This window comes from Bacillus sp. AK124 (assembly GCF_053903085.1).
Window position 1 is genome coordinate 3,124,563 of the sequence record NZ_CP096378.1, and the last position, 21,925, is coordinate 3,146,487.

At 40.3% G+C, this 21,925-nt stretch carries 19 protein-coding genes; 4 read left to right on the forward strand and 15 right to left on the reverse strand.

The genetic code is table 11. The features are described 5' to 3' along the window. Positions 1-2: 2 nt before the first annotated feature. The 10 genes from M1E06_RS15745 to allB all read right to left on the reverse strand — a co-directional run bounded on the left by M1E06_RS15745 (position 3) and on the right by allB (position 12,291). Entirely contained in the window at positions 3-1,256 is a 1,254-nt protein-coding gene (locus tag M1E06_RS15745) for an MFS transporter (RefSeq protein ID WP_216904236.1), read from the reverse strand. Positions 1,257-1,420: 164 nt separating this feature from the next. Continuing rightward, the gene (gene arcC, locus M1E06_RS15750) at positions 1,421-2,353 is read right to left on the reverse strand and encodes a carbamate kinase (RefSeq protein ID WP_020450847.1); all 933 of its coding nucleotides are present in this window, start codon (positions 2,351-2,353) and stop codon (positions 1,421-1,423) included. A 5-nt stretch (positions 2,354-2,358) separates the two neighbouring features. After that, entirely contained in the window at positions 2,359-3,129 is a 771-nt protein-coding gene (locus M1E06_RS15755) for a DUF2877 domain-containing protein (protein WP_020450846.1), read from the reverse strand. Then, complete coding sequence (locus M1E06_RS15760) at positions 3,126-4,391, reverse strand: YlbE family protein (protein ID WP_020450845.1); 1,266 nt, start codon at positions 4,389-4,391, stop codon at positions 3,126-3,128. Before M1E06_RS15760 ends, M1E06_RS15755 begins: the two co-directional genes overlap by 4 nt. Continuing rightward, complete coding sequence (locus M1E06_RS15765) at positions 4,391-6,148, reverse strand: acyl-CoA synthetase FdrA (RefSeq protein WP_020450844.1); 1,758 nt, start codon at positions 6,146-6,148, stop codon at positions 4,391-4,393. The genes M1E06_RS15760 and M1E06_RS15765 overlap by 1 nt, the downstream gene beginning before the upstream one ends. A gap of 17 nt (positions 6,149-6,165) precedes the next feature. Then, complete coding sequence (gene allD / locus M1E06_RS15770; RefSeq protein ID WP_020450843.1) at positions 6,166-7,215, reverse strand: ureidoglycolate dehydrogenase; 1,050 nt, start codon at positions 7,213-7,215, stop codon at positions 6,166-6,168. 27 nt (positions 7,216-7,242) lie between these two features. Then, positions 7,243-8,271 carry an ureidoglycolate dehydrogenase gene (gene allD, locus M1E06_RS15775; protein ID WP_020450842.1) on the reverse strand — a complete coding sequence of 343 codons (1,029 nt, stop codon included), beginning with the start codon at positions 8,269-8,271 and terminating at the stop codon, positions 7,243-7,245. A gap of 15 nt (positions 8,272-8,286) precedes the next feature. After that, positions 8,287-9,075 carry a (S)-ureidoglycine aminohydrolase gene (gene allE / locus M1E06_RS15780; protein ID WP_020450841.1) on the reverse strand — a complete coding sequence of 263 codons (789 nt, stop codon included), beginning with the start codon at positions 9,073-9,075 and terminating at the stop codon, positions 8,287-8,289. Positions 9,076-9,098: 23 nt separating this feature from the next. Then, on the reverse strand, positions 9,099-10,328 hold the full coding sequence (gene allC, locus M1E06_RS15785; protein ID WP_020450840.1) for an allantoate deiminase: 1,230 nt from the start codon (positions 10,326-10,328) through the stop codon (positions 9,099-9,101). Between the two features lie 598 nt (positions 10,329-10,926). Continuing rightward, on the reverse strand, positions 10,927-12,291 hold the full coding sequence (allB, locus tag M1E06_RS15790; protein ID WP_020450837.1) for an allantoinase AllB: 1,365 nt from the start codon (positions 12,289-12,291) through the stop codon (positions 10,927-10,929). A gap of 602 nt (positions 12,292-12,893) precedes the next feature. On the opposite strand from allB, the gene M1E06_RS15795 reads away from it, so the two are divergent. After that, the gene (locus M1E06_RS15795) at positions 12,894-14,507 is read left to right on the forward strand and encodes a PucR family transcriptional regulator (protein ID WP_020450835.1); all 1,614 of its coding nucleotides are present in this window, start codon (positions 12,894-12,896) and stop codon (positions 14,505-14,507) included. A gap of 40 nt (positions 14,508-14,547) precedes the next feature. Here M1E06_RS15795 and M1E06_RS15800 read toward each other — a convergent pair whose 3' ends face one another. After that, positions 14,548-15,789 (reverse strand): MFS transporter, encoded by a 1,242-nt coding sequence (locus M1E06_RS15800; protein WP_020450834.1) that lies wholly within the window; start codon positions 15,787-15,789, stop codon positions 14,548-14,550. 424 nt (positions 15,790-16,213) lie between these two features. On the opposite strand from M1E06_RS15800, the gene M1E06_RS15805 reads away from it, so the two are divergent. Continuing rightward, entirely contained in the window at positions 16,214-17,989 is a 1,776-nt protein-coding gene (locus M1E06_RS15805; RefSeq protein ID WP_020450833.1) for a S8 family peptidase, read from the forward strand. 128 nt (positions 17,990-18,117) lie between these two features. On the opposite strand, the gene lepB is transcribed toward M1E06_RS15805, so the two are convergent. After that, positions 18,118-18,636 (reverse strand): signal peptidase I, encoded by a 519-nt coding sequence (gene lepB / locus M1E06_RS15810; RefSeq protein WP_020450832.1) that lies wholly within the window; start codon positions 18,634-18,636, stop codon positions 18,118-18,120. A 12-nt stretch (positions 18,637-18,648) separates the two neighbouring features. Continuing rightward, positions 18,649-19,260 (reverse strand): TVP38/TMEM64 family protein, encoded by a 612-nt coding sequence (locus M1E06_RS15815; RefSeq protein ID WP_020450831.1) that lies wholly within the window; start codon positions 19,258-19,260, stop codon positions 18,649-18,651. A gap of 207 nt (positions 19,261-19,467) precedes the next feature. Between M1E06_RS15815 and M1E06_RS15820 the strand changes: the two genes are divergently transcribed. Then, positions 19,468-19,833, forward strand: a complete 366-nt coding sequence (locus tag M1E06_RS15820) for a hypothetical protein (protein ID WP_020450830.1) — start codon at positions 19,468-19,470, stop codon at positions 19,831-19,833. On the opposite strand, the gene M1E06_RS15825 is transcribed toward M1E06_RS15820, so the two are convergent. After that, positions 19,827-20,405: a competence protein ComK gene (locus tag M1E06_RS15825; RefSeq protein WP_020450829.1), complete on the reverse strand. Its 579-nt coding sequence runs from the start codon at positions 20,403-20,405 to the stop codon at positions 19,827-19,829. The two genes, M1E06_RS15820 and M1E06_RS15825, sit on opposite strands and share 7 nt — an antisense overlap. A gap of 272 nt (positions 20,406-20,677) precedes the next feature. Here M1E06_RS15825 and M1E06_RS15830 point away from each other — a divergent pair, with 272 nt between their 5' ends. Beyond that, positions 20,678-20,911 (forward strand): IDEAL domain-containing protein, encoded by a 234-nt coding sequence (locus M1E06_RS15830; RefSeq protein ID WP_020450828.1) that lies wholly within the window; start codon positions 20,678-20,680, stop codon positions 20,909-20,911. Positions 20,912-20,979: 68 nt separating this feature from the next. On the opposite strand, the gene M1E06_RS15835 is transcribed toward M1E06_RS15830, so the two are convergent. Next, a complete protein-coding gene (locus M1E06_RS15835) occupies positions 20,980-21,837 on the reverse strand; it encodes an SDR family oxidoreductase (protein WP_020450827.1) in 858 nt (285 codons plus the stop codon). Positions 21,838-21,925 lie beyond the last annotated feature (88 nt).

The following is a 21,925-nucleotide window of genomic DNA, read 5'->3' on the forward strand; positions in this document are numbered from 1 at the left end:
GACTAATGATCTTTAGCTGCTTTATCAACAGAGGGCAAATTACTTTCATCTATTAAATATGTTGCAATCAATGCGATGACTAACAGAGCTGCTGCAAAATAAAATCCTATATTCATACTTCCTGTAGCGTCTGTAAGCCAGCCCGTAATATACGGAGCTAAAATGGAACCTAACATTCCAACAAAGTTGTAGAATCCAAATGCTGTACTTAATGATTGCTTTGGTGCATTATTAGCTACAACCGCAATTAAAACGGGATTAACGCTAATTTTCCCTACAATTCCATACACAATTAGTGTCATATACAGAATTGGTAAGCTATCAAAGTAAACAATTGCAGCTGTTGATAAAATACCAAACGGTAACATCATGAGCAATACTGGTTTACGCCGGCCTAGCTTATCTGACAGCCAACTAAAAAATAATGAACCTGGAATCGCGGCCCATGGAACAAGTGATGCAACAAAGGCGATATTTCCTCCGGTTAAACCGCGTGCTGTTTCTAAATAGTATGGCAACCAAGTAATAATCATAAAGAATCCGTAAATAGAGCAGAAAATAATAATATAAGCCAAAATTAAGTTTCTATTAAATAAAGATGAAAACTTAAACGGTTCAGCGGTGCCTTTAACCTCTTTATCATTTTTGGGCTTGTCTTTAATTACAATTGCCATTGCAATACCAATAAGTACAACCGGCACTCCGATGATAAAAAATGGAATTCTCCATCCGAATCCCCATTCTCCTACAACATAACTGGAGATATAATAGCCAATTGAAGTACCGAAAGCCATCCCTGCATTAATTACAGCACTACCTAATGTTAAACGGTTCTTCGGGATCATTTCGGATGATATTCCATATTGCGGCCCATAATATACCCCCTGAGCCATACCAACCATAAGCCATGCAGAGATAAATAGAAAAAATGTAGGCATCATTCCTGCAACTGCTGCTAGCGATCCAAATAGAATAACACCTGGAACCAACACTCGTTTTTTTCCAATTTTATCTCCTAATATTCCTGCAGGAACGTTCATACCTGCATAACCGATGAAAAATATACTCATAATTAAGCCAAGTTGTGCCTTGCTTAATGAAAACGCTGATTCAATATCCCCCATAATCGGGTTTAATATTGTTCGCGTTGCATAAAGAGCTACCCAACCGAAGAAAAATACGATAACAACTTTAACCCAATAGGGAATCAGTGGTTGTTTTCCTTTACCTTCAACTGATCCCGTCTCTTTTGTCATCAAACTTCCTCCTTCAACTTTTAAATGATCCTTATTTTCTACTCTTCCTTTGACTTTCGATTTAGACTTCATAGATTGTATCTTTTCGAAATCTGTCTGTGGTCATATCTGAAAAAAGGAGGAATTTTGGCTTTTTATCCTCCTTATGAACAACACGGATTGTCTTATTTTGTTATGCGTGTCCCCGCTTTTCCATCTAGCGCAGCTACCGCTTGATCCAATGAACAAATCATTGCCTCTTTACCTGACTTTGCAAATTCTATAGCCGCTTGGATCTTTGGCAGCATACTGCCAGCAGGAAATTGCCCTTCTGCCACATATTGTTCAGCTTCTTCTACTGTAATTCGGCTTAGTTTTTGCTCATTTTCTTTGCCAAAATTGATAAATACATTTGGTACGTCTGTCAACATCATGAAAACGTCAGCATTTACTTGTTGTGCAAGCTTTAATCCTGAACGATCTTTGTCTATAACTGCTTCAAGACCGTGTAATAGACCGCTCTCATCACGATATACAGGTATACCGCCGCCGCCAGAGGAGATAACAATCGTTTCATCAATTAAACGCCGAATCTCTTCTATTCCATGGATCACTTTCGGTTCCGGGGAAGGCACAACTCGTCTGTAGCCTCGCCCTGCATCTTCTGACATCGTAAACCCTTTCTCTTCTAATTGCTTCGCCTCTTCCTCTGAATAAAATACTCCTATTGGTTTCGTTGGTTTTTCAAATGCTTTGTCATCCTTGTCCACTTCGACCATGGTTAGAAATGTAGCTACATTCGCAGCAATGCCCCGTTCTTTCATATGGTTTTTCAAAGCTTTTTCCAGCATATAACCAATGAATCCCTGTGATTCTGCATTACAAGCATAGATTGGCAGTGGTTCAACGACATTTTTGGCAGCTTCGTTTTGAGCAATAATATTCCCCACTTGCGGACCATTGCCATGTGTAATCACAATTTTATGTCCTGCTTCTTTGATTTCAATCATATGACGTGTTGCAGAGATTACATTTTTGAGTTGATTGGCATAAGTTGCTTCTTGTTTTGGCTGTAAAATTGCATTACCTCCTAGTGCCAGTACTACTCTTTTCCCCATTTCTTTCACTCCTTTGTTAAAGCCATATAAATTCCGTATAAAGTATCCATCCCAGAAGAAGAACCTACTTTTATAAGGCTTTTCATACTTTTCAAAGATGGATCATGTTGTAATCTTGTAATTTTCGAACTAAATAAACCTTCTAAAGCACAAGTTAAAAAGCGCGTGCTAACAAGGGTTGTTAAGGGTTTTCTAATGAGATTCCCCAATGTTTCGAGGTGGTTTTGTGCGATAAAAGAGTTGATGAAATGTCCATATAATATACCGACCAGTATATCGTCACCTGTTGGGGTTAAACCTTGGCCTCGTCCGATAAAGTAACGAAACTCCTCTTCTAAATTTTCAGTTGGATCGTGTAATTTATTTATCAAGTCCGACACATGAACTGATTCAAAATCAGTAGATTCATACGATTTAAATGAAATCTGTTGCATGTTTTCTTTTAATTTATTGATGTTTGCATGTTTAAAATCCGTATATAACGGAAGTATTTTGGCATTAAAATTGAGTTTAAAGCAGTTATGGGAAAGATGGTTATTGCGAACGTGTAATGAATCTCCCACCTCAAGACCTGCTTTTAATGTTTGCTTCGTTTGTGAACCAAGCAAAATTCCAAATGGAAAGGTCCCATTTTCATTTGTGCCGATAAATATCAATTCATCATTCTGATCAACAATATTTATACCTTTTTCAAAAATGCTGTGCACAGTAAATGTTTTTCCCTCAATTAATAGCTGAAGTGCGATTGAACCAATCGCACTTGCCTGTAAAATCATCCTTGAAAACCCAGTTTTTCAGCATATGCTGTGATTGCTTTCTCAAAACATTCGATTGGAGGATGAACTGTACCAGCACCAATTTGCCCATATCCGGCAATTTTATGTGCAATGCCTGTGTTGATTACCGGCGTGATGCCTGTTTCAACAACTTTACGTGCATCAATACCTAAACACGCACCTTTGAAGTCCCACGTCGGAATCACAAAGTTCGGATTTTCTCCAACACAGATCTCAGCCATTTGATTGCTTGTTTCAAGCGCATCATTAAATCCGCCTGTTCCAACAAAACGTGTTACTGCAGGGGCAGCAATCATTGCTACACCGCCAACACCGATTGTTTCTGTAATCGCTGAATCTCCGATATCTGTGTTTGCATCTTCCGCTGAGTAGCCGGTAAAATATAACCCTTGTGGTGTATGAACAGGTGCTGTAAACCACTCATCTCCCATACCTGCAATACGGATGCCAAAGTTTTCACCGTTTCGGCACATTGCGGTAACGACTGTACCATGTTTGATTGTACGCGCTGCATCCATCATTGCTTTTCCTGTCGCCATGGCAATGTTTAAGAAAAATTGGTCTGTATCAGCTAAAAATTGGATCACTTCTGTTCTTTGTTCGTTTTCAACAACATCTAATGCTGCAATTATTGGAGCAACTTCTTTTAAAAACACCAATGACGCTGCAATATTGCGCTGGTGAAATTCATCCCCCATTGCTATAGCTTTAGCCATCAATACATTAACATTTAAGCCTCCATCAATTTTTCTTAATGCCTTACTTAACACCGGACCCAACACATCTTTCATCCAGTGCAGGCGATTGATTACCTGCTCATGATAAGCACCGAAGCGTAATACTGCACCGATGCCTTCGTTCATTTGACAGTACGCCTCGTTGCCGCTCTCTTTGTTCACCACAACAAGAACCGGCATATTAGGTGATGTAATGCCTCCCATTGGTCCAACTGCATTCACATGATGACATGGAATAAATGTAATCTTATTGTTTTCAAGCAGTTCACGCGCTCCCTCTTCATCTTCTGCCCATCCTTCAAAAAGAATCGCTCCAACACAAGAGCCTTGCATAGGATCTGTCATATTTTCATATTTAATTGGAGGCCCGGCATGTAATAACACGTAATCTTCCAATTCAGGAATCACAGACTTGGCAGGTACAACATCCGTTAAGAATGGTTCAGCTGCTATGATCTTCTGGATAACAGCTTCGTTCGCTTCATTTATTGTTTTGTACCCCATTAGATTGTCTCTCCTTCATAGTAGTTTAGAAATTGAAGTACTTTCATTAACTTTTCATCACCGCCAGCAATTGGCCGCCAGTTAAATTGAACACACTCTGATCCGCTGTTCTGAACAGCTGCTGTAAAACTTTTCAGCCCAATATTGATGACACTTGGCTTCTTATTAATTAAGGACACAATTTTTTCGTCTACTGTTAAGTCTTCTTGGGTATGTTCAAATTTTTGTATATCAAGGACTGGCTGTTCCACTTTTCCTCGTGCCAGTTTAATCGCGGTACGAACCATTTGGTCGTTTGTCTCACAAATGATTGCACCACTTTCTTTTAAGGTTTCAATTTGCTTTTCATAACCTTGAGGATCTTTAGTTGTACCTACAACTGTTACAAGAACTGCAAGTTCGCGGCCTCCCTGATGTGCATTGGCTAACATACGTTTAATGGCTGGTGCTAATTCACTTGCCATATCATCATGACTGCCATAGCCAATAACGTTATCAATCATGATGACTGCTGTTTCAGGATCGTTTCCCGATGTTTCAAGCATTTCGATACGCTTTTCAGGATCAATCATCGGGTGCGGCTTCCCTTGGGTATAAATATCATCGCCTAAGTCAATAATTTCATGATGTTTTGTTTTTAGGATATAGGCTTCTTTCTTCTCTTCAAGTACTTCCTCTTTAAATGCCTCTTTCAATAACATAGCTGCTTCAGATGCCAAAGTACCACCTGAGTAATAACCTTTAATACCAACTTGTGAATCTTTTAACGACACATTTACATCTTCAGCCAATGTCGGTTTAAAATTCGGTTTGTCACCATTGGATAATTGAACAGATACAACCGCTGCTTCTTCAAGTGTATACGCATGATAAATATTTTCTTCCTGATAAGTTGGTTGATCTCCTAAAAATAACGTAACAACCGGTTTTTCAATATTTCTTAATACGTTTAATACTTTTTGCTGCACTTCCTCTGCAGGCGGTTTAGAAATTACTGTAATCACTTTTACTTTTGGATCTTGGTTCAATGCTTTGATACTATCTAAAACCGTGATAGCACCAACCTCTGTCGATAAATCCCGACCACCTGTACCAATTGCGTTTGTTACACCTTTACCATAACGGTCAATGATGCTTGTCACTTCCTGAATCCCTGTACCTGATGCACCCACAACGCCAATATCTCCTTCATTCACGATATTTGTAAATGCAAGTGGCACGCCATGGATAATTCCGGTCCCGCAGTCTGGTCCCATTACTAATAATCCTTTTTCATGCGCCTTTTGTTTCAACTTAACCTCATCTTCTTTAGATACATTGTCGCTGAATACAAATACATGTAACCCTTCATTCAATGCATTTTCCGCTTCCATTGCTGCATACTGACCAGGAATGGAGATCAATGCCAAATTAGGGTTGTTCGCAAGTTCCATTGCGCGCTTCCAGTTATGTGCTTCTTGGCCTTTAGATGCGTCTTGTGAAGCGGCATCACCTTTTAAAGCTGCTTCTACTTCTTCTTTCACTGCCGCTACTTTTTCTTCTTGATTTGTATCTATAACGATAACAATGTCATTTGGATTTGCTTTTTCCAATTCATCTGTGCCTAAACCCGAAGATTTAAAAATATCTTTGTTAGCTGGTGTTCCCATCATGATCGATACTTTGTTTACACCATCTATTGCAGATAACTTGTTTGATAAAAGCATTAACACGATAGAATCTTGATAGGTGTTTTCTTTTATAATTGTGTATAACATAATGATCCTCCATTTTGTTATTCTGCAAATCTATTCTTTCCATGATAGCGATTGTAATGAACATCGCCTGAAACGAGGTAGTTATAAATATCGTCTACAATTTCAATTCCTTCTTTATCATATTTGGCACTTCTTAATTTACCGCGCTCACCCGGATAATAAATTTCTCCATAGCCTTCAGCTGCCGGTTGTGCTTTTAATTCATCGAGCATCGTCGAAATCTGTTGTTTAAAAGCAGTTAAATCTGTGAAGTATGCGGGATTGATAACAATATGAATTTGCCCTAAATCGCGGCCTTTTGTCAGATCTTGATACATGGAGGATACATGTACGCCATGAGGTACTCCAAGAAGACTGCCCGATAAAATATCCACCATCATCATCAATCCATAACCTTTTGGACCAGCAATTGGCACAAGTGCATGAACATCTCTTGCATTCGTTGTTGGTGCACCGGCTGCATCTACTGCCCATGTTTCCGGGATCGATTCATTTTTACTTCTGGCATCCAATACTTTTCCCCATGCCTGAACAGTTGTCGCCATATCAAATGTGATTATGCGTTCATCAGCCGATGGTACACTATAAGCAATCGGATTGGTGCCAAAGTATGGTTCTGTTCCTCCAAACGGTACGACCATTGGATCTGATTGGCACATACTTAAAGCAACCATGTCCTGTTCTGCTGCCATTTCAACAAAGTAACCCAATGCACCACTATGCGAAATATTCTTCATGCCTACAACAGCCACACCTGAATTTTTTGCCATTTCGATTGCTTTTTCCATCGCTTGTTTTGCTGCTTGGTGACCTGGACCATTATCTCCGCTAAAGACAGCGGATGCAGGTCCTGTTTGTTCAAATGTGTAGTTTGGGTTTGCTGTAATACCGCCTTTTGCGATTCGTTCGGCATAGTATTCCACACGTACTGCTCCATGGGAATGGATCCCTCTATGATCGGCGAATGTCAATACATCTGAAACATCGTGTGCGGCTCCTTCATTTAATCCAGCTTTGATTAGCTTCTGTTTGATTAAATGAAACAGCTCCTGCTTAGATACTCGCATCTGATCCTCCCCCCTTCCATTACATAATTAGTAAATGTTGTCTGACTCTAAATAATCTAAAATTTCCTTTGTAACTGGGATACCTGTTTTTTTATACTGTTTCATCACATCTATTTGAATTTCACCGGGATAATACACTTTGTCAAATCCTTCAGCAGGCGGGTTATCATGTAATTCTTCAACCATTTGAGATATTTTTTCCAGGAATTGCTCCTTCCCGCCAAAGTATTCAGGATTGATCACGAGATGAAGCTGCCCTAAGCGACGGTACTCTGATAAATCTTTATACATGGAAGTGACATGCTTGCCAAATGGCAAGCCGAGTAAACTCCCCGATAAAATATCCACCATCATCATTAACCCGTATCCTTTAGGCCCAGCCATTGGTAATAATGCATTTACCTTAAACGGGTCTGTTGTTGGTGCTCCATTTTTATCAACTGCCCATGAGTCTGGAATAGATTTGTTTTTACTTCTTGCATCTAAGATTTTCCCCCAGGCTTGTACCGTTGTTGCCATATCAAACAGTATTGGACTGCCATCTTTTCGAGGCGCACTAAAAGCAATTGGGTTGGTGCCAAAGTACGGTTCGGTACCGCCAAATGGCACAACCATGGGATCAGATTGACATACTGTTAATGCCACCATACCTTCTAATGCTGCTTGACGTGCATAATAACCAATCGCACCACTGTGTCCCATTTCTTTTACACCGACAACACCGATACCTGATGTTTTTGCTAATTCGATTGCCTTTTTCATTGCTTGATAACTCACATAATGTCCTAACGCATTATCTCCATGGTAAATCCCTGATGCTGGACCCGTTTTTACGAAGCTTAAGTCGGGGTTCAGGTTATATCCACCCTTTAATGTACGTTCGGAGTAGTATTGCATTCTCACTGCACCATGTGAGTGAACACCTCGTTCATCTGCAAAGATGAGTAAGTCAGCTGTTTTATCCGCATGTTCTTCAGGTAAGCCTGCTTTCACTAATTTATCTTTCATTAGCTGCCGGAGACGATTACTTTCTACATACACTAATGGTTCACTCATTAAAATTGCCCCTCTTTATAGATTAATATCTCTATTCGCATCCTTTGAATAAATATACGAGAATGGTTCATCTAAACCAATTGCATAGGTTGCTTGCGGCGTATAAGCTCCCATAAAAATATAGTCACCTTTGTCAACTGGCATCCACTCGTTGTCTAAGTTGTAAACACCTCGTCCACTTAATATATAAGCACCATGTTCTTGAACGTGCGTTTCAATGTAACCATGCGAAGCACCCGGCTTAAATGAAAGAATATGAATGTTCATGTCATATGCGATTTCTTTTGGCAGTAAATCTTGAATTAATACTTCTTTCATCCCTTCATAGGGTTCTTGTTTGATGTTATTCACATTACCTGTAACAATTTCTGGCGTATGTCCTTTAAGCGGCTGATAACGCTTTTTGTATAAAAACAAACGGCTGTCCTCACCATTATTATGATTATCAAACGTCAATTGTAAGTGTGGAGGTACATATAAGAATCCGCCTTTTGCCAATTCGTATTTTTTACCATCCGCAAAAGCGTTGATTTTACCATATTCAACGTACACAAATGATTGGATACCATCACCGGCAAAACCGGTTTTGTTTCCGCCCTTGTTTTTAACTGTTACCAAATAATCTACAAACCTTGCACCTAAACGCGGGGATCCTAAAATGGTTACATCACAATCTTCAAAGCCAGGTACAACATTATTAACCAAGCCATCGGGTGTAATTACCGCATAATTATCCTTTTTTATTACTGAACGTGTTTCTAATAAACCTTCTCTGTATCCTTGATTATGATTTAAGTAACTCATGAGTATCTGGCTCCTTTTCATTATTATTCCTTATAAGCTAGTTCAAACAATACATCTTTCAATACTTCAATCCCCTTCACAAGGTCTTCTATCTTCGTTTCTTCATTGGTATTGTGGCTGATTCCGCCAATAGAAGGTACAAACAACATTGCTGTAGGGACAAAATCCGCAAAAATTTGTGCATCATGACCTGCACCAGATGGCATCAATTTATAGCTGTCCCCCACATTATCCTTAGCTGCTTGTTCAATTATTTGAATGATTTCTTTATCCATCAATGACGGTGCTTCATCCATCCATAAATTAATGTCATAAGCCATGCTGTTTGCTTCTGCCACCGCTTTAACTTTATCTTCAATTTCTCTCGCAAAATCATTTAATAGTTGTTGATCAATATGACGACAGTCTATCGAAAAGGTAATTTCTCCAGGGACGACATTTACCGTGTTTGGAACAGGAGTGACATGTCCAAACGTTAATACAAGAGGCTCTCCAATTTCTCTAGCTCGTTTCGTTAAGTCTGTTACAATCTCACTATATGCAACAACTGTATCTCTTCGTAATGACATCGGTGTTGTGCCAGCATGGTTTGCTTCACCTTTCAAGTTAACTGAGTAACGTTTTTGACCGACAATCCCAGTTACAACACCAATCGCTTTATTTTCCGTCTCTAATACTTTCCCTTGTTCAATATGTACTTCAATAAATGCTTTAATATCGTCACGAACATCATCTGTTTTACGGTAATCAAAACCCGATTCGTGCATAGCATCTTCGAATTTAATTCCTTCAGCATCTTCTATTGTGTCAACATCCTCTTTTTTGGCTAGGTTAAAAAAGTTTTTACTTCCCCAAAATGTATATGGAAATCGGCTTCCTTCTTCTTCTGCGAGCGATAATACTTCTATTGTTCGTAATGGTTGACCATATTTTTCTTTTAAATATTTCACAGCAACCAGTGCAGATAAGATACCGAATTGTCCATCTAGATGACCGCCTTCAACAACTGTGTCGATATGTGATCCTGTTAAAATAGTTTCTTCAGAATATTTACTTCCAACAAGACGACCAGATAAGTTCCCAACATCATCAAAGCTTACTTCTAAACCTTCTTCCTTGAATGTTGCTTCCAGTTCGCGAACTGCATCAATCCATTCAGGAGAGTATAACAGCCGCGTAATTCCCCCTTTTTCTAAACCGCCAAATCTTGTGAATTTCTTATCCAACGTTTCAAAGGTTGATTGAATATCCATTCTTTTTCTCCCCCTCTCTTTTATTTACTTTCATCATAGAACCCTATTTACAACCATTCATTGACATAACCAACAATAATGAAAAAACATTTTATGCACTTTTAACAAAGACACCTTTTAATCAATTTACGGTATCTAAATAATGGGCTAATGCCAGATATAAAAAGAAACTGTTGGCTTTCGATTACATAAAAAAATACGCTTTATAACAAATTAAATTTGCATTGAATTTCTCCTAAAGAAAATCGCAGATCGCTCGCTTCAAAAGAGCGAAACTTCTCTTTTACCAATCAAATAAATAAGGTGCAAATAAAAAAATGACCCTATAAATCAATAAAAAACATTGATTTATAGGGTCATTTATCTGTTTCATTACATCATAAATGATATGCCAAGAGTCAGGATACATATTGATTAACAACTGCTGCTGTAATAGCGAAAGATTGTGATGAAGTCAACTTTGCCATGCTCACTTCAGCTGTATTAGCTGCCATAAGAAATGCTGATGACACACTGAATTTGCGAGTGTAACACAATCTCAGGTCGCCTTCACACCTTCCTATGCCTCAAATTCCTGACGGGATAGCTAGTCCGTCACTTAAGGAATAAATCTTCCTACTTTTTCATTTAAAATCCCTTTTTCTTTATCATAGATTTCGACACCGCGAAGGATTGTTTTCACTACCTGAGCACCAATTTTGCGGCCAATATACGGACTAATTTTGTGTCGATATGCTAAGTCCTCAGCCTTTAATTCATAAGGTGCATCTTTCTTAATAAATACGAAATCCGCATCTTTCCCTACTGCAATACTGCCTTTTGATGATAGATTAAAACGTTTCGCAGGGTTTGTAGCAATAATGTCTGCAAATTTGGATAATGACATATTACGTTTTTGCACACCCTCATCAAATAATACGTCAACATTATTTTGTACACCTGCGATACCCCCCCAAGCTTCAAATGCATTATCCGTAGCTTTTAAGTCTGGGGTACATGGTGAATGGTCTGATGTTACGAATGAAATATCTCCGTTTAATACCCGATTCCACATGCCTTCTAAGCGTGATTGTTCACGGATTGGCGGAGAACATTTTACAACTGGTCCGATATGATCCAGTTCTTCTTTATAGAAATATAAATAGTGTGTACATGTTTCGCATGTAATATCGACCCCTTCCTGTTGTGCTTTGACAATTTCATCTACGCCCTCTTCACAAGCTATATGAACGATGTGTACACGACATCCCGTTTCTTTCGCAAATAGAATTATTTTTCTAATCGGTTCTACTTCAGTAAATACGGGTCGAGAATCTACATAAGCACGTAATGAGGTTTCACCATTTTTAGATGCTATTTCCCCTAACTTGTCCGTAATTGCAGCATTTTCAGCGTGTACAGATAATATTTTGCCTGTCTTCGCAATTTGTTTCATACCTTCGTAGAGGGAATAGTCGTCCACATTCATGAAATCTCCTTCTATAGAACGGTCACCACATGTTGCTAAAAAACATTTATATGCAACAACACCATTGTTATCTAACTCTTGAATACCCCCATCCAAGTTAAATGGTACTAAACCGCCGTAACTCGCAACGTCTACAGATAATTTTCCTTTTCCAGCTTTAAATTTTTCTTGAATAGATTCCTCATCTACCGTTGCTGGCACTTGATTTAATGGCATTTCGATGATCGTTGTGACACCGCCTTTTGCAGAGGCACGTGTTCCTGTGTCATAGCCTTCCCATTCATCACGATAGCCGCCGCCCGGCTCTGTGATATGAACATGTGCATCAACCATACCCGGAGATACAATCGATCCTTTTGCATCGATAATTTTTGCACTTGTACCCAAATCCTGACCGATTGCTGCGATTTTGCCATCTTTAATCCCTACTTCGACTTCTTGTTCACCATTTTCCAGAATGACTAATCCATTTTTGATAATTGAATCAAAATTCATTAAAATCATCCTCCTCTTTTAATGGTTGGATATAAAATACTGCCTTTCGCAACCGCCAGCATTAATCCCCCGGGTAGCCAAACCACCAAAAATGCAAATCATTAAATTTAAGATAGCACTTATTTAATGTTTCACCGATAGCAAAGTTAATGATCAAGAATAATAAATGGCAACCCCGCCCCACTATCAATGAAAACGGGACGCCATATTTTGAACCTGTGTATCCGTTTGCAACAAGTCATAAGGCTATCCGACAAGTGATATCGTTGCTTGAAATGGTGATGTAAAACATCACCAACAGCTATATAATCCGGAATATTATGCACTAGTCCCACCCCCAACGTTAAAAAAAGTAAATGAGGATGAAATTCTTTGTTCAAGTGATCTTCGGCATGATATCTTTGTTATAATCACACTTTTCAAAAAACGAAGAATCATGTTCAAGCATTAATGATTCTCCTTTAATATTTTTAACTAAAGGATTATACGTATAATTACCTTCAAAAACAGTGTACGATCAGATTGAAAAGTTATCCTTGTAACATCTGACATATTTCATTTTTATTTTATCTTTTTCTAACAAAGATAAGGAGGCAGCCTTTATGACAACATTAAAAGAAATATTATCTGTACTACAATTTTCAGATTTAACATTGCTAAATGAGCAGGGCGATTTGGAACGAGTGGTAGAAATGGTTGATATTACAGAAACGCCTGATATTAAAAATTTTACAACGCCGCACTCACTTATCGTCACAACAGGAATGAGCTATCAGGATGATCAATCCGGACTAATCAGTCTTATTAGTGAGTTAAATGATATACAAGTTGCTGGTCTAGGTATCAAGCTATCCCGATTTTTAAAAAAATTAGATGATGAGGTTATTGCATTTGCAAACAAATTAAAATTCCCAATTATTGAAATTCCGGAAAGTTGGAATTTAGGATCCATTACTCATCATATATCGTCATTTATCCTGGATGAAGAAACAGAAAAATTACACTTCGCATTAGATATCCAACAAGAGTTAAATGCTATGCTTATGCAAGGGTTAAGCCTGAACATGATGATTGAACGTTTAAGTAGACTTATAAAGGTTCCTGTCATGCTGCTAAATTCTTTTCATCAAGTTGAGTCAGCGAGTCATCACTTTCATCAACACTCAGAACATGTTCAAAAAAACCTCAATTATTTCCGAAGATATTTAAATTCAGAGCAAATCGAACCAAATCACAATGGTGTTTTCCAGGAAGAATATGCTATATTTAAGGTTCCTGCATTTAAATATTTTCCGTATTATCTAATGATTTCAAATGTTAATTTGCTCAACTATCCGTTTAGTTTATTAACAATAGAACAAGCAGTTAACACACTTAGTCTCGCAATTTATAAAAATAGTAAAATCAAAGAAGCAGAGCAGCAGGATACGAACCATTTTTTTACATCTCTGATGTCCGAACATCCTGATAACCTTGTTTCACTAACACAACACACCGACCTTTTAAAAAAATATCACATTCAACCCTCTAAATTCTACCAAGTGATGATTTGCGGGATAGACAAAGAAAAGAATGTAGAAAATAGCGCCTACTTAAATGAGCGATATCAGATGACTTTTGAGTGGTTAACGCATAAGTTTACTGGGATTGACCCTTCCATTAGTATATATATGTCTCAGGGTGAACGCAGATTTACGATACTTTTACAAAGAAGACATCATTATTATTTGGAATACTGCAGATATATCCAAAAAGAGTATCAGCTATTTTTTAATAGCTCCCTTTCATTTGGCATTGGTAATGAGGTCTCCGAGCTTTCACAATTACCACTGTCTTTTTTCGAAGCGAATGAAGCTTATGATAATAAATATGAACAAGGCGAAATAGAATTTGTAGAGCCCTATAAATCTAAAAGCGTAGAAGAATTATTACAACTCATTCCAACGAATAAATTAAAACCATTTATCATTTATACACTCGGTCCATTAGCTTATCCCCAAACAACGAAGGAAAAAGAACTAAGGTTTACGTTAAATGTCTATATGGCAAACCAATGTGATCTTACAAAGACCTCAGAGGATATTTTCATTCACCGTAATACTGTGAAATATCGTATTAAAAAATGCGAAGAAATATTAGGTCAATCTGTAGAATCTCCTGATACATCCCTGAGCATTCGATTGGCATTATTTGCTTCAGAGAAAATATCGTTGTAAATCAAAAGTAGAACCACCGGAAGTTTTCTTTTCTATTTATTTAGTTAGCTACTGTTTTATTCTGTCTTAACATAACCACAAGGAAAAATAGCAACGCTGCTGCTGCGAGAAGGATGGTTGCAATATAGAATGCTAATACTTGCGAGCCGGTTACATCACCAATATAACCAGTAAGTGTTGGTGCAATAACAGATGAGCTCATTCCAAAGAAGTTAAAGAGAGTTAATGCTCTGGCCACTCTATCTCCTGATACGGAATCAGATACATAGGTTATTAAAACTGGATCAATCGCAAGTTTACCTAATAAGCCATATAAAATTAATGCAATATACAGCACTGCAGGATTTGGTGCAAATACTGTCAAACTAATTGTGATTGCCGCAGCAATTAATAGAAATAAAATTAAACGCAGACGCAAATGTGCATGTTTGTCTATGTATTTAGTAAATATCAAAGCACCAGGCACTGCAGTGACTGCAACTAGTGCAGCTACATATCCTACTGAGCCTTGAGCAAATCCTTTTTCTGCTACAAGGAAGGATGGCAGCCAAGTGACAATCATATAATAGCCATAGCATGTTGCAAAATACACAAAATATACAACTAATTGTCTTGGAGAAAATAAGCTTTCATTTAGAATCTCTGTGCTTTGTACGGCGTCTTTCTTCTCTTCAGCCACTTCCTTGTCTGATGTTTTATCTTGTTTAATAAACAACACAAACACAAATGTTACAGCTACGATAACGATAGCTGTTATAAAAAGCATATAATTCCATTGAATTTCAAAACCGCCTACTAAAACCGATGATCCGATTAGTCCAATTACCATTCCTAATGCTGAACCGCTATTTATTATCGCATTGGAAAAGCTTTTTTTATCTTTTGGCGTATGTTTGGCTGATAAGGAAAAGGCTGCACCGTAATATGAACCAGTCGAAATACCAGCCAATAACGAACCAATGTATACTTGCATGATAGTTGAACTTGTGCCAATTACAAATGCAGCCAGCGCAAAGACGATAAATGCAGGAATTAACACCTTTTTCTGTCCAAATTTATCGACAAGTGCTCCTGACGGAATTTGCATACCCGTATAGGCAAAGAAATAAATAGAAGCAACCAACCCCATTTGTGTATCACTAATATGTCCTAATGATTCTTGAATCTGTGGATATATTGGCGTAAGGATTGTACGGTAAATCCAAATAGCTACCCACCCTAAACACAATGCAATAATGATCTTTTTGTAATAATCGGGGTCATGTTTCTTTGTTTTTTCCACGGTATGACACGCTCCCTTTTTATTATTTAATTAAATTGTAGGTTATAAGCCAGTCAATAACATTGTTCACTTTCAACAAAAACAAAAGTAACATTATACATTTTAGACAAAAGGTATCTGCTTAAAAATATCAATGAAAGATTCATCGATAGAAGCTAGTCCTATTTTTCCCAGCTCTCCCATTTCTATAAAAGCAATCAGGTAAAAAAGATGGCTCTTTTTTTAAACAAACCTACAATTTATTAAAAAAAGCACTTCCCAAATAAACAGGAAGGCTCCCCAAACGTTGATATAGCAGCGTTCTTAACATTTCAAGAACGGAGTTGCACGACGGGCGCCCTTAAGATCGTCTTTCTTTCTCTTTGAAAATTCAAAAATTCTCCGATATATATAGCGAATGCCGCTAAATAAGGAGGAGAGCCGGATGAGAAAGTTATGGAAAATCGCGGTGTCCGCTGCAATGTTCGTCGGTTTTTCCGCAAATTCACCCCGCATTCAAGCGGAAAGCAATAAGCAGGAAAACGAAGTCATTGTCGTATATAAAAATGCCAGCGGAAAAGAAAACGTCATCGAACAAGCAGACACGGTAGAACACGTTTACCGGCACATTCCCGCAGCTGCTGTTACTGCGGACGACAAAACAGTGCGGGAACTTGAACAAGATCCCGACGTCCTGTATGTCGAAGACAACCTCCCGGTAGCTGCTGCCGACAGCACCGTTCTAAAAGCTGTCTCCAGCAGCACAGCGCAAACCGCCTCCGCGTTTTCACAGTGGAACATCAAGCCGATTCAAGCCGCACTGGCTTGGAATAAAGGTTTGACAGGGAAACAGGTGAAAATTGCGGTTATTGACAGCGGGATTTCCCCCCATGAAGAGCTGTCAATCGCAGGCGGTGCATCGATGGTCGGCTATACCGCTTCATACCGTGATGATAACGGCCACGGAACACATGTTGCCGGAATCATCGGAGCGAAGCATAACGGACGGGGGATCGACGGTCTCGCGCCCGGCGCGCAGCTGTATGCCGTAAAAGCGCTGGACCGGAATGGTTCGGGGGATCTGAAAGGCATCTTACAAGGCATCGATTGGTCGATCCAGCACGGAATCGATATCATCAATATGAGCCTCGTCGTTTCAGGCGACAGTCAAGTTCTCCACGATGCAGTAGATAGAGCATACAAACGGGGAATGATTTTAGTCGGTGCAAGCGGAAATGCCGGAAACGGAAAATCCGTTTATTACCCGGCCGCCTACAGCAGCGTCATTGCCGTCTCGGCCACCAACGAAAAAAATCAGATCGCCTCATTTTCCAACACCGGCAGCGCCGTCGAGTTTGCCGCTCCCGGCACATCGATTATCAGTACATCTTCCGACCGCGGCTATGCAATCGGAAGCGGCACTTCACAGGCAACGCCGCACGTCACCGGAATGTTTGCTCTTTTGAAACAGCTGTACCCAACCGCTTCAAATCCTGAGCTGCGCAAGAAAATGCAGATTTATACAAGCGACTTGGGCGCTCCCGGCCGTGATCATTTGTTCGGCTATGGATTAATCCGCTTCAAAGAGATCACACAGCCGTTGGAGAAAGCGCAAAAAGCAGTCGGACAAGCGGAAAAGACAAAGAAAAAAGCGGACATTCAAACCGCGCAAAAAGCGATCGAACCGCTGCCTGCAAACGCCGATAAAACCGCTTTGAAAAAGAGGCTCGATGCTGTTAAAGAGCAGCTTAAAAAGACAGCCGAAAGCAAAGTAAAACTCGCAGAGAAGCAAAAAAAGAAAACCAATGCCGACGCAGCCCAAAAAGCGGTCAATGAACTCGACAGCGGTACTTTCAAAACGAATTTGCAAAAACGGATCAATGCGGTCCGCTCAAGCCTCTTGAACACCGCAAAGCAGGCCGTTGCAAAAGCTGAAAAAGCGGCCACAGACTCAAACCTCGGCAAAGCGCAAAAAGCGATTAATGAGCTGCCTGCCGGAAAAGACAAATCAAATCTGCAAAAAAAGCTGAACACCGCGAAAAAGCAAGCCGCGTCAGCCTATAACAAAAAAGTGGCAGCGGCGAAAGCCAAAGTTAAAACGGCCGAACAAAAGAGAACGAAAAAAACAAAATCGGCAGCGCAATCAGCGGTCAGCAAGCTGAAAGCATCCGCCGAAAAAACGAAGCTGCAAAAACGAATCAATGCGATCAAACTGAAATAGCAAGAAAAGCCCGGAATCCCGGGCTTTTCTTGCGAATACGTCTTTTTTGATGCTGTTCTGCTCGGACACGACAATTGCGACATCGTATTCCTTTCGGCCGGGCGCTTGCTTTCCGCCGCATTCTCCAATCACTTTTTATCAATTCTTTCCGTCACAATCCCGACGATGTCCCGGTCTGAAACAAAGCCGAAATGGCGGCTGTCAAAGCTGTGGATCCGGTTGTCCCCGAGGACGAAGTACTCATTTTCAGGCACCTTTTCCTCTCCGGTCACTTCCTTCAGCGTAAAATCCCCTGTCAAGTCCCCTCCGGCAGTGACGGCCTTTAAATCGTCCAGATAAGGCTCTTTGATCTTTTCTTCGTTGATATACAGCTGATCATCTTCATACCGGAGGGTTTCGCCCGGAAGCCCGATCACCCTTTTAATGAATATATCTTTGTCAGGTCCTTTAAACAGCACGATGTCAAATCGGCTGATTGTTTTAAAGTGGTGGGCGAACCTGTTGATCAAAAGTTCGTTGCCCTCCTGAAAGGTCGGATTCATGCTGACGCCTTCTACTTTATATTCAATGAAAACGGCATTTTTGACCTGAATTCCGACGACGATGACAAGCAGCACCCCGGCTATGACCAAAAAACGCTTTTTCAATTCTGTGTCCCCCTAGTCTTTCTCTCTCTGGCTGAATCTCACGTTCAGACGATGTTCAACCCGTTTTCCGGCGTACCATAAGATCAGCATGACGATGATCACGGCAGCTGTCCGCAAAGGCTGGGTAAAAAGCGCCTTCAGATCATGGCCGACAAAGCTCACCATAAAAATCATCACGAACTTGCCGCAAAGCACCGCCAGTGAAAAAGGCAGCAGGCTGACTCTCGAAAGTCCTGCCACAACATTTACCGCTGCCGAAGGCGTGAATGGAAAGCAAAGCAGGAGAAACAGCGGACCGAAGCCCCGTTTTTCCACCCAGATCATCAGTTTTTTTACGGATGGATGCCTGCGGATAAAACCGAGTGCTCTTTGCTGGCCGAAATGGCGGATAAAAAGAAAAACTGCTATAGAGCCTAAAGATGCCCCGATCCACGTCAACAAGAACCCCTGCCATAAACCGAACGAATTTACATTGGCGACAACAAACACGAGCAGGGGTAAAAACGGGAGCAGCGCTTCAATAAACGGCAGCAGAACGGCTACAAAAGGACCAAAAGCTCTGTAGCTCTGAAAAAACTCTGTTAAATTCTCTTCTGTAAAATAGCTGAATAATTGCTCCAACATTGATTCTCCTCAGGGCGGTTGTCTACTTCTATTCTACACTTTAAATCAAAAACTTTAAATCATCCGTCTCGGTGTTTTCTGTATTAGTCTGAAACAACTTGATCATTTTAGTCATTTTTTCCCGTTCTTGATTAAAAGGCCGTCTTTCGTGTAAAATAAAAACAGAACAAACGTTCCTTATCAACAAAAGAAATGAGGAGAAAAGCCATGACAAGAATTCCCGCTGAAGCCAGGGATATGATTGAAAAGGCGATTTACCTCCCGATGACCGTCAGCATATTAAACCGGGACATGAAAATCATCCAGCAGGGGCCATTCAAGCTGAAAGACCCCTATCAGCGTCTGATCGAACAGGCGTTAAAGCTTGCCCAGCGCGATCTGTACGACGTGAAAAATGAACTGCGCCGGCGGAAAATCAAGGTGCACGAAGTGTCACGGGACGAAGCCTTTACGATGTACTCCTTTATATATGAAGGATACGAAGAAGAGCATAACTATTTTAATCCCCGCATCCGCAATCAGGTATCCGCGCTTCTTGAGCACTATTTATTCAAAGCCGCTCCCGATCAATAGCGCTTTTTCAGCTCCCTGAGGATGAATTCGTATATCAGCTGATTCCTGTCTTCCTTCGGATAGAGCATAAATTCCTGTTTCTTCTGCATGGCGTTTCCTTCAATCCGGTCGATAAATTTTGTTCTCAGCCATGCCGTTCGGTAAACCTGGTTTTCAAAAGATGTGATGGATACGGGCAGCTCCAGCGTTTCCCCGTTGACAAACGTGACAAACGTGTTGTCATACTTTGCCGCGCAAAACTCGTGAACATGCGCATGGGAAAGCCACCCGCACTGAGGACGAGTTGAGGAAAATGTGGGAAAAAGAAAAATATTGTTTGAGTGATCCACCATGATCGGCGGTTTATGGGAAACTTTAATGACCTCATATGTGCCCGCTTTTCTCCCCGCATAGCTCGACCCGAAATAGCGGCAGCTTCTTTCGATGATCTGAAACGGCTTCATATTGACGAGGAAAGTCCTGTCGGTCTCGAGTATTTTTGAGGCGGGTTTCTCCCCCTCTCCCAGAGGCAGGACAGCCATTGTCGAACTGTTTACTTCATACGTATCTTTTGTCATATCCTCTGTGCTCATCTTGATCCTCCTAATCGTTAGTAAATTTATACTATTAATCTAACATTATCCTTTACAAAACGACAGGATTTTTTCCAATTAATTTGAAAATATGTTTTTAAAATGCAATTTTTATATTTTGTTCGATTAAATCCGTGTTTCTTTGTCCAAATATACAAACTTTTATTCTCATAAACACGCTCCTTCGAATAATTATCTAAAAATTATAAATACTTATTGATTTTTTGTTGCGTAATCCATATACTATAAAAAAGGCATCAGGGGGAATCTTTATGAAAGAGAAAAAGTCGTACGCTGAGCTCATGAAGTCCCGCAATACCCAAAAGGTGAAAGAACTTGATGTAACCATCACGGATATCTACATTCAAATGGTCCTTGATGAATCGCTTTTTAAACGGCGTTTGCACACGCTGAACAAGAAGATTAATGAAGCATTAGACAAAGGAGATAAGCAATCTTTCCTTGAGCTTTCAAGAGAATATACAGCGCTGAAAAAGCACGCATAACGGCCAATCCCTCCCGGATTGGCTTTTTTACGCGGAAAAAGCCGGCTTATGAAATAGTCCCGGCCTTTTTATCCGTTAATAATCGTTCCGCCGTTGACATGGAGCACTTGGCCCGTCATGTAGGAAGAATCGTCGCTGGCTAGAAACAAATAGCTCGGCGCCACTTCAGCAGGCTGTCCGGGCCGTTCCATCGGCGTTGTTGAACCGAATATTTCGACCTCTCTCTCCGTAAACGTCGACGGGATCAGCGGCGTCCAAATCGGACCCGGTGCCACCCCGTTCACACGGATGCCCTGATCGACGAGCGACAAAGCGAGCGAACGCGTAAATGATGTAATCGCTCCTTTCGTCGAAGAATAATCGATCAGCCTTTCATTGCCGGCATAAGCCGTAATCGAAGTGGTATTGATGATTGAGCTGCCTTTTTTCAAATGCGGCAGCACAGCTTTTGTCAAATAAAACATTGAAAAAATATTCGTCTGAAACGTTCGGATCAGCTGATGGCTTGTAATTTTTTCGATTCCCTTTTGCGGATGCTGTTCAGCCGCATTATTGACGAGTATATCGATCGTTGGGAATGCTTCCTTTGCCTGGCGCACAATATCGTTGCAAAAAGCCTCGTCTCCGATGTCTCCTGCGATCAGCTTGCATCCGACCCCTTCTTTTTCCACATACCCCTTTGTTTCTTCTGCATCGCGGTGTTCATTTAAGTAGACAATGACAATGTTCGCGCCTTCCTTCGCAAACAAAACGGATACGGCACGGCCGATTCCGCTGTCTCCTCCCGTAATAATCGCGGTTTTCCCGGCCAGTTTCCGCTCTCGTTTCGGCCGGTCAAAAACGGGCCGGGGATCCATCAAATACTCCAATCCCGGACGCTGTGTTTGGTGCTGGGGAGGCAGTACTTTCTTCGGCTGCTTGCTCAAAACGATTCCCTCCTTCACATCGATTCAACCTTACTATTTTATGAAAACGCCCCTTTTTTATGACAAGCCGTTTCACATGCATGAATAT

Bases quoted from the DNA above. Each gene is read 5' to 3' on its own strand.
- M1E06_RS15745 (WP_216904236.1), bottom strand. From the start codon at position 1,256: ATGACAAAAGAGACGGGATCAGTTGAAGGTAAAGGAAAACAACCACTG.
- arcC (WP_020450847.1), bottom strand. From the start codon at position 2,353: ATGGGGAAAAGAGTAGTACTGGCACTAGGAGGTAATGCAATTTTACAG.
- M1E06_RS15755 (WP_020450846.1), bottom strand. From the start codon at position 3,129: ATGATTTTACAGGCAAGTGCGATTGGTTCAATCGCACTTCAGCTATTA.
- M1E06_RS15760 (WP_020450845.1), bottom strand. From the start codon at position 4,391: ATGGGGTACAAAACAATAAATGAAGCGAACGAAGCTGTTATCCAGAAG.
- M1E06_RS15765 (WP_020450844.1), bottom strand. From the start codon at position 6,148: ATGTTATACACAATTATAAAAGAAAACACCTATCAAGATTCTATCGTG.
- allD (WP_020450843.1), bottom strand. From the start codon at position 7,215: ATGCGAGTATCTAAGCAGGAGCTGTTTCATTTAATCAAACAGAAGCTA.
- allD (WP_020450842.1), bottom strand. From the start codon at position 8,271: ATGAGTGAACCATTAGTGTATGTAGAAAGTAATCGTCTCCGGCAGCTA.
- allE (WP_020450841.1), bottom strand. From the start codon at position 9,075: ATGAGTTACTTAAATCATAATCAAGGATACAGAGAAGGTTTATTAGAA.
- allC (WP_020450840.1), bottom strand. From the start codon at position 10,328: ATGGATATTCAATCAACCTTTGAAACGTTGGATAAGAAATTCACAAGA.
- allB (WP_020450837.1), bottom strand. From the start codon at position 12,291: ATGAATTTTGATTCAATTATCAAAAATGGATTAGTCATTCTGGAAAAT.
- M1E06_RS15795 (WP_020450835.1), top strand. From the start codon at position 12,894: ATGACAACATTAAAAGAAATATTATCTGTACTACAATTTTCAGATTTA.
- M1E06_RS15805 (WP_020450833.1), top strand. From the start codon at position 16,214: ATGAGAAAGTTATGGAAAATCGCGGTGTCCGCTGCAATGTTCGTCGGT.
- M1E06_RS15815 (WP_020450831.1), bottom strand. From the start codon at position 19,260: ATGTTGGAGCAATTATTCAGCTATTTTACAGAAGAGAATTTAACAGAG.
- M1E06_RS15820 (WP_020450830.1), top strand. From the start codon at position 19,468: ATGACAAGAATTCCCGCTGAAGCCAGGGATATGATTGAAAAGGCGATT.
- M1E06_RS15825 (WP_020450829.1), bottom strand. From the start codon at position 20,405: ATGAGCACAGAGGATATGACAAAAGATACGTATGAAGTAAACAGTTCG.
- M1E06_RS15830 (WP_020450828.1), top strand. From the start codon at position 20,678: ATGAAAGAGAAAAAGTCGTACGCTGAGCTCATGAAGTCCCGCAATACC.